The organism is Bacillus sp. EB106-08-02-XG196, from assembly GCF_013396335.1.
Taxonomy (GTDB): Bacteria; Bacillota; Bacilli; order Bacillales; family Cytobacillaceae; genus Neobacillus.
In genome coordinates this window covers 708527-722179 of record NZ_JABWSY010000001.1, presented here as the reverse complement: position 1 = coordinate 722179, position 13653 = coordinate 708527, and the positions used below count along the sequence as shown (strand labels likewise).

Here is a 13653-nt window from a genome sequence, read left to right as displayed (position 1 = left end):
TTATGGGTTCGACTCCTTTCGGGCGCGCCATATTTTACGGGAAGTAGCTCAGCTTGGTAGAGCACTTGGTTTGGGACTAAGGGGTCGCAGGTTCGAATCCTGTCTTCCCGACCATTCTAGATAATAATGATATGGGGCCTTAGCTCAGCTGGGAGAGCGCCTGCTTTGCACGCAGGAGGTCAGCGGTTCGATCCCGCTAGGCTCCACTTATTCGGAGGAATACCCAAGTTTGGCTGAAGGGATCGGTCTTGAAAACCGACAGGCGGGTCATACCGCGCGGGGGTTCGAATCCCTCTTCCTCCTCCATAAATTCTAATTTCTTATTTTCAAGAAAAACACTTGAAATAACATTGGTCCGGTAGTTCAGTTGGTTAGAATGCCTGCCTGTCACGCAGGAGGTCGCGGGTTCGAGTCCCGTCCGGACCGCCATTTTTTATATCAGTAGGTTAACTCTACTGTTGATATAGATATAGATTGTATGGCTCAGTAGCTCAGTCGGTAGAGCAAAGGACTGAAAATCCTTGTGTCGGCGGTTCGATTCCGTCCTGAGCCATCATTTTTTTTAGAAAATTAGTCATATACATGGAGGGGTAGCGAAGTGGCTAAACGCGGCGGACTGTAAATCCGCTCCCTCAGGGTTCGGCGGTTCGAATCCGTCCCCCTCCACCATATCTTATAAATTGGGATGCTCTTTAACAGGGCAGCATAGCCAAGTGGTAAGGCAGAGGTCTGCAAAACCTTTACCCCCGGTTCAAATCCGGGTGCTGCCTCCAAATTTTAATATGCGGGTGTAGTTTAGTGGTAAAACCTCAGCCTTCCAAGCTGATGTTGTGAGTTCGATTCTCATCACCCGCTCCAATTTAGACCCGCCATAATTTTACATTCAACTAATACAACCACCTTGTTAAGGTGTTTTTCTATGTCTAAAAATTGCTGCATATAAAAAGGACGCTCCCATCGAACTGGAAGCGTCCTTTTTATATGCAGCAATTTCCTCATTTATTTAGTACGGTTGTCGAGATGCTTTTTTCTTTATATTTTGGCTGTTTTCGCAAAGATTGTTGTTTTTATTATTGGTTAATAACGTTTTTTGCTTAAGTCGCCTATGGTTCAGACACCATGACTCTTAAATTCATCAAGCTTGTCTGAAGTTGCCACAGGTTCGGACACCATGACTCTTAGATTCATCAAACCTGTCTGAAGTTGCCACAGGTTCGGACACCATGACTCTTAGATTCATCAAGCTTGTCTGAAGTTGCCGCAGGTTCGGACACCATGACTCTTAAATTCATCAAGCTTGTCTGAAGTTGCCACAGGTTCGGACACCATGACTCTTAAATTCATCAAGCTTGTCTGAAGTTGCCACAGGTTCGGACACCATGACTCTTAGATTCATCAAGCTTGTCTGAAGTTGCCGCAGGTTCGGACACCATGACTCTTAGATTCATCAAGCTTGTCTAAAGTCACCTCTGGTTCAAACACCATATCTCTATAATTCATCAAACTTGTTCGAAGTAGCGATTAATTTATAATAATTTGTTCAGAAAGCAACAAAGTTTACGAAAAGAGCCTATATTTTCAACACCTGAGCAGATACTTTTTGATTAAACACATCCGATAAGTAGTCCTCTGCAGTTAAGTACAGGAATCCATTGCCTTCAAGTTTTGGAGAGTTTCCTAGTGGAACTGTTCTCTTTATTAATTGCGCATAAAGCTCAGGCTCTGTCAGATTTCGCGCGAATTTTTTTGTGACAATATCTTTTATGAGTGCAAGTGCACCGGATACATGCGGTGTTGCCATCGAAGTTCCGGATAGTTTTGCATAAGTGCCGTTTAAATAGGTTGAAAGGATTTCTTCACCAGGCGCTACTAAGTCGACTTCATTATTCGAATTTGAAAACTCAGAAGAACGGCGCTGCAGATCAATGGCTCCAACGCTGATGACTTCATTATAGGAGGCAGGATAAGAGAATTCATCAGAAGAATCCTGTCCATCTCCCTCATTTCCAGCGGCACAAACGACAAGAATTTGGTTGGCGATTGCGTTTTGAAGCGCTAGATGCAATTCAGGTACATCCGCGGAACCGCCGAGGCTCATAGAGATAATATCCGCCTTCTGTTCAACGGCATAGTTAATGCCATTGATAATCCAGTCGTATTGTCCTGAACCATTTTTATCGAGCACTTTTAAAATCAGTAAATTTGCTTCAGGTGCCACACCAATTACTCCATTATTGTTTTGGATAGCAGCAATGGTGCCTGCCACATGTGTTCCATGACCATTATAGTCAGTGAATACATTAGGATTTCCATTATCATCATCCGTGAAATTCCGCCCGCCGATAATCCGTTCACTCAAATCAGCATGGATGACAGCGCAGCCTGTGTCTAATATTGCAACTGTGATTCCTTTACCCTTCGATTTCTCCCAGATTTTTGGAGCCTCAATCATCTCAATGCCTTTTGGCACCTCAGACACCACTTCGACCACTTCATTCACTTGATACGGAATTAGATGTAATCTTTGTTCCATTCGTATCCCTCCTGACAGAATTGGTTTTCTGTGTATTCTAGGGAGTTACTAATAGTTTAACAATTCAGAATCTATTAAAACAGTTACTATAGTTGTGTTTTAATCGAACTAACGTTCTTTTTGTGTTTTTCTCAGGATGGTTATCCCTGTAATAAAACACGTACCAAGGACACCCTCACGCGACAGGTGCGCCTCCATTAATGTATCAAAAATCAAGAACGGAGTTATGTATATAACGCAAAATTTAAAAGCGGCTTAATTTCCAATTTTCCAAACCTACTAAGCAAGGCCCCTGCTATGACAGGTATAGAGATTGGTAGAATAACATCAAAAAGCGTGGCAAAGATTTCAGCTAACATAAAAAACTTCCTCTCAAATGTACCTAAGTTCGAATTAATAATAGATACGTTTTTATGGATAATAGAGGGTAAATTGGTAAGGATATAATTAATTCTTTTTAAATGAAATGGTGGTTATTTATTATATGGAATGGGATTATTTATGGAAAGCAATAGTGATTGTTATTGCAGGAACAGTACTTTTAAGAATTGCAGGCAGGAAAACAATTTCACAAATGACCTTGGCTGAAACAGTTATTATGATTGCTATTGGGACTTTACTTATTCAACCTGTGGCAGGAAAGGATATTTGGACAACCTTTTTGGTTGGTGGAGTTCTTGTCGGAACACTATTAATAATGGAATTTATACAAATGAAATCTGACAGATTTGAAAAAATGATTACAGGGAAAGCAAAGGTGGTAATCGATAACGGAACATTGAATGAAAAAAACTTAATGAAACTTAGGTTAACGGTGGACCAACTTGAAATGAAATTAAGACAAAATAGTGTATCTAAGATAAGTGATGTAAAATGGGCAACGTTAGAACCAAATGGTCAATTAGGTTTGGAGTTGAAACAGGATGCTCAACCTGTAACGAAAAAGGATTTTGAAGATTTCAAACAGGCAATAGTTAATTTAATACCAAGTAATTCTCAACTTACTCATATAAACGAGATATTAAACTTGATAAACAAAAAGTATGAAGTCGAAAGCCAAGAGGACATATTCGCAGAAGTTCAGAATAATGCACATAAAAACGCCCCGCCAAAGCATTTACAATAAAGGCAATATAGTTTTGCAGATTAATCGCCCCCCGTTAGCAAAATCTGTATTTTGGTTTTTTAATGGGGTATTACATTGGTGTTCCAGAGTTAATATTAAAGGGGCTTAAGGCTCCTTTTTGTTGGGGCTGCGAATCTTATAACCCAGAAGTACAAGGAATATTTTTTAAAGAGGTCTTTTATTCTTTTTTTCCTAACAGCTTGTTTTGCAGGTTTGAAAAGATAAGTAGTGCAAGGATAGAGCCAATTAATGTTAATGACATATCCCACTGTGCATCCCAAATATCACCTTGCATTCCTAAAAACTCTTCAGTAGCTTTTCCGCCTTTGTCGACTTTTGTTGACAGCCATTCAATGATTTCATATAAAGCTCCAATGGCCAATGAAAAACTTAAGGTAACGAAATAGAGCCACCATCCAATTGTTAACGGGCTTTTTCGCATTAATATTTCTCTTATCACAATCGCAAACAAACCCTTTAGTAGATGTCCAAACCTATCATAGTGATTCCTATTTAGATCAAAATAATCTTTTATCCAATTAAAAAGGGGAACCTTTGAATAGGTATAATGGCCGCCAATGAACATAATAATCGAAAGAATTGCGATAATGAAATAGGAAAGTGTGGTAAGTCGAAACTTATTATATGTTGTTATTGCGATGATTAATATCACAACGGCAGGAAGTACTTCCAACGTCCATGTTACATATCGTTCTGGCTTAATAACGGACCAAATAAAAACTGCTATAACAATCAATAGCAATAGTGTATGAATGGTTGTACAGCTTCTATATCTTTTCACTTCTTTGTTCGCTCCTTTATATCCCATTAATTTTTTATAGGTTGTCCAGTATTTCATTTATTACCCTAAAAAGCGATAGTGGCGCAATCTCATTTTTCGATGCCAGTTTTGAAAGTTAAGTCCATAGCAAAACATTGCCAGCATGCTCAAACCCGTGAATGGAATAATAGAATATGGAAGGTGAAAAATTTTTCTTTCCAAGTTCTCTATCGAGGGAGTGTTTGAAATTGAATAACTGGATAACGGCGCTTTACAAAATAGGGAGAAAACAGAATATTTTAAAGATGTTTGGCAGAAGAAGAAATAATCGAGGAATGCTATGGGCGTCTATTTTGGGTTTGGGATTGAGCGCAGCAGCATATGGATTTAGAAGAAATAGAAACAGAAATATGCCGAATTCTGTTCAAAACGTAATGAATAATACTCGATTCGGAAATATTATCCCGATGCCCAAAATGGCAAATTTAATGGAGTTTTCAAAGGAATTAATACCGAACAAAAACTTTTTTACAAAAAAATAGAAGAATAAAAAAGCAGGAACTCCGTTAGGCTGGAGTTTCTGCATTTTTTTCCATGTCATTATAATGAAGCTGAAAAATATAGCTCATTGTAAAAAAAACACTTTTTATATTTTTTTAGAACCTGGCAATGGAATTTTTCCTTTGTAAAGTAATTTAGATACTCTTCTTCCCGTAAAATGTAATCGCCTTTATCATTCGTTCTCATAAACCAATTACTGATAGGAGACTTTTCAAACAAGCAAGGTTCTATCACAACGATTTTGCCTTCTGGCTTTAAGACCCGCTTGAATTCTTTTACATACCCATAAACCATTTCTGGAGGGATATGATGCAGGACAGCAATAATTAAAATATAATCAAAGCTATGGTTGTCTGCAGGAAGTTCATTTCCCTTAAACGTTTCAAATCGGTAATTGTTATACAATCTTTTGGCAAATTCAACCCTGTATGAATCTGGATCAATCCCAAAATAATGATCAGGTATACATAGGGTGCAGTTTGCCCCGGTTCCAGCTCCAAAATCCAACACTTTTTTATCTGAAAAATTAAAATGCCTCTGAATATGATTTTGAATATATAATTTTGTAAACCATTTGGGTCTAATCAATGAGTGATAAATTCTTGGTGATAATTGCAATCCGAAGCTCCTCACTAAATATCTAATAGTTTCTTCTTCTGAAAGAACAATATTAGATTAAGAAGGAAGCAGCCTTTTTATACTTTTTAAATAACATTCAAGAAAAGAAAAAATTGGAAATTAACATTAAAGTTTTTGTTTTTCCTTTTCCTCCATTAATTCCCGCTAACTATTTCTTTTAATTTCTTTATAATAGGATGGAAGGAGGAGATATAATTGATATTATTCTTTTTTATTCTTGTATTTTTAAGTATTTTACTCCTTTTCTATAGGGCATACCAAAATACTCATAAAGTTACTTTAAATAAAGTTCATTTATCTCATATAGATTCTGATCAGTTGCAAGGACCGCATTTAAATATTTTACACATCTCAGATATGCATTTAGAAAAGATTTCTGTTTCTCCTGAACAACTCTATAACAAGCTAGCGGGAGAGAAAATTGATTTAATCGCTTTAACAGGGGACTATCTTGATAAAAAACGCAGTATTCCAAAGCTCATTCCTTATTTAAACGTTTTTAACAAGTTAAACCCATGTTATGGAGTTTATGTCGTGTTTGGAAATCATGATTACAAATTAAAACAAACGGACTTTGAACGATTAAGAAATACATTGGAACTACATGGCTGTAAAACGCTTCAAAATGAAAATGAAACAATTATGGTTGAAGGAAGCCCAGTTCATATTATTGGTATTGACGACCTGCACACAAAAAGAAGTAATCTGCAATCATCTTACAAAGGTTTAAGGGACGGATACCATTTAGTTTTAACTCATGACCCTAATATCGTTCTAAGCATGAAGGATTGGCATTTCGATTATCTATTATCAGGCCATTTCCATGGCGGCCAAATATACTGGCCTAAACCGTACCATCTCGCAAAATTGGGAAGGAAAATGATGCAGATGAATATGATTAAAGGGCTGCATTATCATGAGGATAAACCTTTTTATATCAGTGAAGGCTTAGGGCAAACATCAATAAATATCAGACTTGGCAGCCGTCCGGAAATAACCCTTCACCAGCTTTCACTAAACATAAAAATGCGAGAGAAAGAGGTTCAGACGGCTGTTTAAGACATAAGTCTATATCCAATAAAAAAGGCTGTTGAACCCATGTTCAACAGTCTTTTAATTTATGATGCAAATGTAAAGTTCTCTAAGAATTTGTCTGAGTTTTGTGAATGTATCTATTTTAGCCCTGTAATAAAACACGTACAAAGGTTATATTTAGTAAGCTTTTTTGTGTTTTTATCTAAAGGAAGTAACATTACTATCTACTATGTAATAGTCTTAATAGAATTAGCATAAATGTTACCCATTCTTTTCATGAAATCCCAAAACACTATGTTAAGATTATGCAAAGCCAATTTTTCAACTATAAATTGGCGGAACATGAGCGATTCTTATCTGAATGGCTGCATGTATTAAAGGAGGTCTTTTTATGAAACAAAAATTACAGGCACTTTTGCTTACGATAATGATGCTATTAGCAGTTCCTTCTATTAGTTTTGCAGATGCAGTAGAAGGGGATACGATCGTTTCATTAGGAGAAAACCTAACGGAACAGCAAAAAAATGATATGTTAGCAGCGTTAGAGGTACCGGAAAATGCACAAACGATTACGGTATCCAATCAAGAAGAGCATGATTATTTAGGGGAGTTTATTCCTAAGGCACAAATTGGATCGCGTGCGATTTCATCTGCGAGCATAACCATGGGTGCGAAGGATTCCGGATTAGATGTGCAAACGAACAACATTACATGGGTTACGGATGAAATGTATATCAATGCCTTGACTACAGCCGGTGTAAAGGATGCAGCCATAAGGATTACCGCCCCGTTTGATGTTTCCGGTACGGCTGCTTTGACAGGAATTATGAAAGCTTATGAAGCAACAACGAATAAAGAAATTCCGGAAGAAATCAAAAAAGCGGCGAATGAGGAAATGGTGAAAACCGCACAGCTCGGTGACTCGGTTGGGGCCGACAATGCTGCTGCTCTCATGGGAAAAGTCAAAGAAGAAATCGCCAAGAATGAACCGAAAACGGAAGCTGACTTGCGCGCATTAATCGAACAAGTTGCAGTGGAGCTTGGAATAACGTTAACAGATGCAGAGGTAGATAGGTTAGTAGAATTCTTCAACGGTCTGAAGGCGATGGATATTGACTGGAACCAGGTAAAAGAGCAATTGAGTGAAATCTCTACATTTTTGCAATCAGAAGAAGGGCAGTCATTTTTACAGAAGCTGCAGGATTTCATAAATAGCTCGCTTGATGAGGTTCGCGCCCTCTTTGCTTAATGAACATAAAATCAAACTTTAGAGCCCCTCTCATTTGAGAAGGGCTCTTTTACTGAAAAGAACTCGTCTGTTTAGACGAGTTCTTTCATTTTATATTGATATTAATTTCGAATGAGATAATCGAACGCACCCAAAGCTGCTGTTGCACCGGATCCCATAGAGATAATGATTTGCTTATAAGCACTATCTGTACAGTCACCTGCTGCAAATACGCCAGGGATACTTGTTGCGCCATGCTTATCGACAACAATTTCGCCCATACGAGTACGTTCCATACTTTCACCTAACCAGTCTGTGTTAGGAACCAGACCGATTTGAACGAAAATACCTTCTAATTCAATATGCTTAATTTCTTCTGTTTCACGATCCATATATGAAATACCATTTACCTTGTCAGTACCGGTGATTTCTTTTGTTTGAGCATTAAGTATTACAGTCACATTTGGCAGGCTGTAAAGACGGTCCTGCAGTACGGCATCAGCTTTCAATTCAGCTGCAAACTCAAGAACCGTTACATGCTTGACGATACCAGCAAGGTCGATGGCGGCCTCAATACCAGAATTTCCGCCGCCAATAACAGCAACGCGTTTTCCAGCAAACAATGGACCATCACAGTGTGGGCAATAAGCTACACCCTTGTTCTTAAACTCGGCTTCGCCTGGGACGCCAACGTTACGCCAGCGGGCACCCGTTGAAAGGATAACGGTTTTACTTTTTAGAACCGCTCCGTTTTCAAGTTCAAGCTCAACATATTCGTTCTTTTCTAAACGCTTGGCACGTTGAAGATTCATTACATCAATGTCATATTCTTTAACGTGCTCTTCAAGACTTGCAGCAACTTTAGGACCCTCTGTGTATTTCGTACCGATAAAGTTCTCAATACCCATCGTGTCCATAACCTGACCGCCAAAGCGTTCAGCGACAATACCCGTACGAATGCCTTTACGAGCCGCATAGATTGCTGCACTTGCACCAGCTGGTCCGCCGCCAACAACGAGGACATCAAATGGTTCCTTATCAGAAAGCTCAGAAGCATCTGTACCAGAACCCATTTTAGCAAGGATTTCTTCAATACTCATACGGCCGCCGCCAAAGTTTTCCCCATTTAAGAAAACTGTTGGAACTGCCATGATGTCCTTCGCATCAACCTCAGCTTTATACGCTGCACCGTCAATCATGGTATGTGAAATACCAGGGTTGAAAATGCTCATGATGTTCAAGGCTTGTACAACATCAGGGCAGTTATGGCAAGTTAAGCTGATATAAGATTCAAAGCGGTATTCACCTTTGATTGCTTTAATTTGGTCGATTACTTTCTGATCAACCTTTGGAGCTCTTCCGCTAACCTGCAAGAGAGCCAATACTAAGGAAGTGAATTCATGTCCTAGAGGAATACCAGCAAATGTTACACCAGTGTCTTCACCAATGCGATTTACACTAAAGCTTGGTGTTCTCTCTAGTTCTGTTTTTTCAACCTTAATGTTAGAGGACATGGCTGCCAATTCATCAATCAATAGCAGCATGTCGCGGGATACGTCATCGGTTCCTGCTGAGACTTTAAGAAGGATATCGCCTTCCATCAGTTGAAGATACTGGGATAACTGTGCTTTTATATCTGCATCTAGTAACATTTTATCTACTCCTTAAACTTAAATTTTTCCTACTAGGTCAAGACTTGGCTTAAGTGTTGCAGAACCTTCCTGCCATTTAGCCGGGCAAACTTCACCTGGATTGTTACGTACATATTGTGCTGCTTTGATTTTATTAACAAGTGTGCTAGCGTCACGGCCGATACCGTCTGCATTGATTTCCATAGCTTGTACAACGCCTTCTGGATCAATGATGAACGTTCCACGTTGTGCAAGACCTTCTTCTTCATCTAATACATCAAAGATGCGAGTAAGCTTTTGAGATGGGTCACCAATCATAATATATTCAATTTTACCGATTGTTTCTGAGTTATCGTGCCATGCTTTGTGTGTGAAGTGAGTATCTGTTGAAACAGAATATACTTCAACACCAAGATCTTTTAGCGTTGCGTATTGGTTTTGTAAGTCTTCTAATTCAGTAGGGCATACGAATGTGAAATCTGCAGGGTAGAAGCAAACAACACTCCATTTACCTTTAAAGTTTGCTTCACTAACACTGATAAAATCTCCGTTAAAATAAGCTTTTGCGTTGAATGCTGATACTTCTTTTCCAATTAATGACATAATCTATTTCCTCCTAAAATTTGTTAGGGAAAATGGAACTGCATTTTTCCCTGGTTGTGAGAATTGTTCACAACAAATAGTAATAACTAAATTAGAATAATTCTAATACAATGTTTATTATCATATAAAAACCAGGGTCTTGTCAACAAGAAAGATCCTTTTTTTTGAGATATTCCGACTAAATTTTTCGAAACCTTATGAAAAAGTGCTAATATGTTAAAATGACATAAACAAATCGATAGACCTGAATAAGAGAGAGGTGGGTCTAAATGGGTGCCACTGATATAAAAATAGTAGAAGGTACGATCCATGACTTAAAGAATGTTTATCAGCGCTTTACAGCTGACTTCCCAAGCGACGAATTAAAAAGCTATGAGCATCTTAAGCTGCTCATGTCAAAAAAGAGATACAAGTTACTGTTAGCAAAAGATCCTATCCTTGATGAGATTGTTGGATATGCCTTTATCTACGAGTTCATTCATTTGCAGGCGATTTGGCTTGATTATATAGCAATCGACAATCAACTTCGCGGTTCAGGATATGGATCTCTTTTATTTAAAAAACTTAGAAACTGGAAACAAAATGGGTTTATCGGATTATTTATTGAAGTCGAGATTCCAGAGGCAATCCTAGGATTTACGAGAGAAAATCAACTAAGAAGAATTTGCTTTTACGAAAGATTAGGAGCCAAAAGGTTACCGATCCCCTATCAATTACCGACAATTAATGGCGGGTTTCCCATGTACCTTTACTTTTGTCCAAGTTCACATGTTGAAAAACTGCCTAAGGAACAAACCCAAGAAGCCATCTCAGAAGTATTTGATTACATTCACTCAGATGTAAAAAATAGAGACGACATCTTAATGCAATTTTACACATGGATCGAAGATGAGATTTATCTATCAGATAGACAAGTAAATAAGATCTTTAAGTGACGTTCAGTTGTTAAAAAGTAGTTAAGAATACTATAATAGTTTGAATTCAAATTCTGGATTTTTTTGGGCATAGACATTATCGGGAATATGGAGTTAGGGGTGACTGGATTGAACGATCTATTGTCAGATTTTCAACTTTCATTTCAACATATTGATTTTCTCGCTCCAAGGGTAAATAAAGGAATCCAATTTATCCTTGTCATACATGGTGAATTGAAAATAGAAACAGCTAGTCGTTTTTATCATTTGGAAGAAAAGGATTTGCTTGTGATTAATCGTAATCAGCTTTACCAAGTTCAGGGGTGTGAAAATAATAGGGTCATGCTATTAACCATTTCGGATGCCTTCATGGATTTCCATTACACAGACTATCGAAATCGGCGATTTGAATGCTATTCAAAGGAAATTGATTTAGGAAGAGAGGATATGATTCTTTCGATTCGCAAGCTGCTGGCCAATGTGATGGTTAGTTATTATCGACAAGATGAAAGCTATCGAATTGAGGTTAAAAGTTATATCTGTCAAATGTTACTTATCCTGATCCGGAGTTTCAAAGAAGAAGGAAGTGTTCTAGAGAAAATGGATACTGGCGATCTTCGGTTATCGCAAATCATTGACTATATGGAAAAAAACTACGACCAGCTGATTACATTAGAGGGGGTTGCAAAGGAATTTTTCCTGTCAACCGGCTATCTATCCCGCTATTTTAAAAAGAAAATGGGAATGGGGTTTAGTCGTTTTTTAATGAATATTAGGCTTACGCATAGTATGAAGGATTTGCTATACAGTACTGACTCCATTTCGCAAATTGCCATGAATAATGGCTTTCCCAATACAAAGTCGTATTCAACCTTTTTCAAGGAAGTGTACGGATTGACCCCGCATGTCTACCGAGATAACCATTATGTACAAAAGGAAAATTCCGTTCAACACTATAGTAAAGAAGATGTTTCAAATTTTATCCGCTCACCAGAAATGGTAGCAAAATTAAGCAGCCTGATTTTAGATGATCAAAAATCTTATTCCCATACGGAGACAAGGTATGAAAAGCTACCGTTAGACCTGTCAAAACCGATCACAATGAAAATAAGTTGTCCTGATCACATTCTTGAAATTGGAGAAATTATAAATTTGTTAAAAGAAGATGTACGCTCCCAGGTACTCGATGTGAAAAGAGATTTGCAGCTCCGTTATATCGGCGTTCGTCATCTTTTCAGCCATACAGCCATCCCTCCAGAGGTGGAAACAGATGAAGAGATTCCGACAACGTCTCCGTATTTTACGATTGATCGTGCTTTGGAATTCATGAAACAGCATGATTTATCTTTGTTTGTCCGGTTCGATTATATAGATATCTCGAGAAATGAAGAACCATATTTTACAAAACTCACTCAGTTCATCAAACATTGCTTGCAGTTGTATGGAGAATCTTTTGTGAAGCAATGGCATGTGATGTTTTACGAGCCTTATTACACGGGAGTCGAATCAAAGGAACTTCAGAGAGTTTATGTAAAGCTGCACAAAGTATTGAAAACGATGATACCTTCGATTCAGGTAGGAGTATATATGCCTTTTTCGTTCGGCAAAGAAAAGACAAGTGATCATCATGCATGGCAGCTAGATCATGGAGCATCAATTGATTTTATTGGTTATAACGCTAACCAAAATGAGGTCATTGATTTTAAAGAAACAGCGGATACCAAATTCGATTTAGCAAGGGATTATATAAAGGAAAAAACGGACAAGATGAAGCGGTATTTAAAAAGAAACCATTTAGATAAACCACTTCATCTTGTTTCCTGGAATACGTTGTCTGGCAATACTCGGTATACGAACGGCACCTTTTTTCGAGGAGCCTTAGTCTTGAAAAATGTATTAAATATTGCCAATGACGTGAAAACAGTTGCTCTCTGGATCAATACCATTGTGCATGAGGAAGTAGGAAAGGATAAGCGTTATCGGATGGATGGCGTCGAATTATTCCATTATTTAAATGGAAAACGCCCTGCTTATTTTGCGTTGATGTTTTTAAAACGCCTGCATGGCGAGATTGTTGCGCATGGCAAGGATTACGTGATGACACAGAATGAACGGGGATATCAATTGATTCTGATGAATAGTACGATCATCAATCCGTATTTTTCCGTTGAAGAGACATTTCTTCAAAAACTCAATAAAGAAATTCATGTAACGATTTCCGAAATGCCAAAAGGGGAATATCAAATAAGAAAGCATGTGTTTGATAAAAATCATGGTGCTTTATACACAAAATGGTGGAACTTGAACAGTAAGCATGGGATGGATGCTGAAATCATTGATTATATTATCCATTCCAGCAGACCTTCTTTAGAGATTTTTGATGAATCGATTGAAGAGGACTGGTCATTTTATACCTATCTAACAAGTAATGCGATTCACTTTTTTGATATTCGGAAAACTTATAGATAATACGAAAAGGGTCAGACCCCATAACTCCTAAACTTTGGAGCCGGTGGGTCTGACCCTTTTTGGTTAGGAGGATAAAAATAAACCGTATTTTTTTTACCGCAATAACCAGCAGGTTAATAAATACATACATTGC

General features: G+C 38.0%; 12 protein-coding genes and 8 tRNA genes. 14 read left to right on the top strand and 6 right to left on the bottom strand.

Annotated elements, in window-relative coordinates:
* The first annotated feature begins 37 nt into the window (after positions 1-37).
* From MLOOGBEN_RS03415 to MLOOGBEN_RS03380, 8 genes are all read left to right on the top strand, one after another.
* Positions 38-114 (top strand) — tRNA-Pro (locus MLOOGBEN_RS03415).
* Positions 115-133: 19 nt separating this feature from the next.
* Positions 134-206: transfer RNA gene (locus MLOOGBEN_RS03410), tRNA-Ala, on the top strand.
* A gap of 7 nt (positions 207-213) precedes the next feature.
* Positions 214-306: transfer RNA gene (locus tag MLOOGBEN_RS03405), tRNA-Ser, on the top strand.
* A gap of 46 nt (positions 307-352) precedes the next feature.
* Positions 353-429 (top strand) — tRNA-Asp (locus MLOOGBEN_RS03400).
* Positions 430-480: 51 nt separating this feature from the next.
* Positions 481-553, top strand: a tRNA-Phe gene (locus tag MLOOGBEN_RS03395).
* Between the two features lie 31 nt (positions 554-584).
* Positions 585-669: transfer RNA gene (locus MLOOGBEN_RS03390), tRNA-Tyr, on the top strand.
* A 30-nt stretch (positions 670-699) separates the two neighbouring features.
* Positions 700-773, top strand: a tRNA-Cys gene (locus MLOOGBEN_RS03385).
* An 11-nt stretch (positions 774-784) separates the two neighbouring features.
* A tRNA-Gly gene (locus MLOOGBEN_RS03380) sits at positions 785-858 on the top strand.
* 712 nt (positions 859-1570) lie between these two features.
* On the opposite strand, the gene MLOOGBEN_RS03375 is transcribed toward MLOOGBEN_RS03380, so the two are convergent.
* Together MLOOGBEN_RS03375 and MLOOGBEN_RS29065 are read right to left on the bottom strand one after the other, a co-directional pair.
* Positions 1571-2533: a S8 family peptidase gene (locus MLOOGBEN_RS03375; RefSeq protein WP_179156829.1), complete on the bottom strand. Its 963-nt coding sequence runs from the start codon at positions 2531-2533 to the stop codon at positions 1571-1573.
* Positions 2534-2757: 224 nt separating this feature from the next.
* The gene (locus MLOOGBEN_RS29065; protein WP_256988822.1) at positions 2758-2892 is read right to left on the bottom strand and encodes a hypothetical protein; all 135 of its coding nucleotides are present in this window, start codon (positions 2890-2892) and stop codon (positions 2758-2760) included.
* A 125-nt stretch (positions 2893-3017) separates the two neighbouring features.
* Between MLOOGBEN_RS29065 and MLOOGBEN_RS03370 the strand changes: the two genes are divergently transcribed.
* Positions 3018-3659, top strand: a complete 642-nt coding sequence (locus MLOOGBEN_RS03370; protein ID WP_179156828.1) for a DUF421 domain-containing protein — start codon at positions 3018-3020, stop codon at positions 3657-3659.
* Between the two features lie 178 nt (positions 3660-3837).
* Here the strand turns inward: MLOOGBEN_RS03370 and MLOOGBEN_RS03365 are convergent, their stop codons facing one another.
* Positions 3838-4488 (bottom strand): DUF2238 domain-containing protein, encoded by a 651-nt coding sequence (locus MLOOGBEN_RS03365; RefSeq protein WP_179156881.1) that lies wholly within the window; start codon positions 4486-4488, stop codon positions 3838-3840.
* A 200-nt stretch (positions 4489-4688) separates the two neighbouring features.
* On the opposite strand from MLOOGBEN_RS03365, the gene MLOOGBEN_RS03360 reads away from it, so the two are divergent.
* Positions 4689-4982, top strand: a complete 294-nt coding sequence (locus MLOOGBEN_RS03360; protein WP_179156827.1) for a hypothetical protein — start codon at positions 4689-4691, stop codon at positions 4980-4982.
* Positions 4983-5040: 58 nt separating this feature from the next.
* On the opposite strand, the gene MLOOGBEN_RS03355 is transcribed toward MLOOGBEN_RS03360, so the two are convergent.
* Positions 5041-5634, bottom strand: coding sequence for a class I SAM-dependent methyltransferase (locus tag MLOOGBEN_RS03355; protein ID WP_368737751.1), 594 nt, complete (start codon positions 5632-5634; stop codon positions 5041-5043).
* Positions 5635-5835: 201 nt separating this feature from the next.
* Between MLOOGBEN_RS03355 and MLOOGBEN_RS03350 the strand changes: the two genes are divergently transcribed.
* Both MLOOGBEN_RS03350 and MLOOGBEN_RS03345 read left to right on the top strand, forming a co-directional pair.
* Positions 5836-6699, top strand: a complete 864-nt coding sequence (locus MLOOGBEN_RS03350) for a metallophosphoesterase (RefSeq protein ID WP_179156825.1) — start codon at positions 5836-5838, stop codon at positions 6697-6699.
* 367 nt (positions 6700-7066) lie between these two features.
* Complete coding sequence (locus MLOOGBEN_RS03345) at positions 7067-7924, top strand: DUF1002 domain-containing protein (RefSeq protein ID WP_179156824.1); 858 nt, start codon at positions 7067-7069, stop codon at positions 7922-7924.
* A gap of 101 nt (positions 7925-8025) precedes the next feature.
* Here MLOOGBEN_RS03345 and ahpF read toward each other — a convergent pair whose 3' ends face one another.
* Both ahpF and ahpC read right to left on the bottom strand, forming a co-directional pair.
* Positions 8026-9555 carry an alkyl hydroperoxide reductase subunit F gene (gene ahpF / locus MLOOGBEN_RS03340; protein ID WP_179156823.1) on the bottom strand — a complete coding sequence of 510 codons (1530 nt, stop codon included), beginning with the start codon at positions 9553-9555 and terminating at the stop codon, positions 8026-8028.
* A gap of 18 nt (positions 9556-9573) precedes the next feature.
* Positions 9574-10137, bottom strand: coding sequence for an alkyl hydroperoxide reductase subunit C (ahpC, locus tag MLOOGBEN_RS03335; protein WP_179156822.1), 564 nt, complete (start codon positions 10135-10137; stop codon positions 9574-9576).
* Between the two features lie 269 nt (positions 10138-10406).
* On the opposite strand from ahpC, the gene MLOOGBEN_RS03330 reads away from it, so the two are divergent.
* On the top strand, positions 10407-11072 hold the full coding sequence (locus MLOOGBEN_RS03330; protein ID WP_179156821.1) for a GNAT family N-acetyltransferase: 666 nt from the start codon (positions 10407-10409) through the stop codon (positions 11070-11072).
* Between the two features lie 108 nt (positions 11073-11180).
* Complete coding sequence (locus MLOOGBEN_RS03325; protein WP_179156820.1) at positions 11181-13520, top strand: helix-turn-helix domain-containing protein; 2340 nt, start codon at positions 11181-11183, stop codon at positions 13518-13520.
* The last annotated feature ends 133 nt before the right edge of the window (positions 13521-13653 follow it).

Excerpts from the sequence above, each read along its gene's own strand:
- MLOOGBEN_RS03375 (WP_179156829.1), bottom strand. The coding sequence starts at position 2,533 with ATGGAACAAAGATTACATCTAATTCCGTATCAAGTGAATGAAGTGGTC.
- MLOOGBEN_RS29065 (WP_256988822.1), bottom strand. The coding sequence starts at position 2,892 with ATGTTAGCTGAAATCTTTGCCACGCTTTTTGATGTTATTCTACCAATC.
- MLOOGBEN_RS03370 (WP_179156828.1), top strand. The coding sequence starts at position 3,018 with ATGGAATGGGATTATTTATGGAAAGCAATAGTGATTGTTATTGCAGGA.
- MLOOGBEN_RS03365 (WP_179156881.1), bottom strand. The coding sequence starts at position 4,488 with ATGGGATATAAAGGAGCGAACAAAGAAGTGAAAAGATATAGAAGCTGT.
- MLOOGBEN_RS03345 (WP_179156824.1), top strand. The coding sequence starts at position 7,067 with ATGAAACAAAAATTACAGGCACTTTTGCTTACGATAATGATGCTATTA.
- ahpF (WP_179156823.1), bottom strand. The coding sequence starts at position 9,555 with ATGTTACTAGATGCAGATATAAAAGCACAGTTATCCCAGTATCTTCAA.
- ahpC (WP_179156822.1), bottom strand. The coding sequence starts at position 10,137 with ATGTCATTAATTGGAAAAGAAGTATCAGCATTCAACGCAAAAGCTTAT.
- MLOOGBEN_RS03330 (WP_179156821.1), top strand. The coding sequence starts at position 10,407 with ATGGGTGCCACTGATATAAAAATAGTAGAAGGTACGATCCATGACTTA.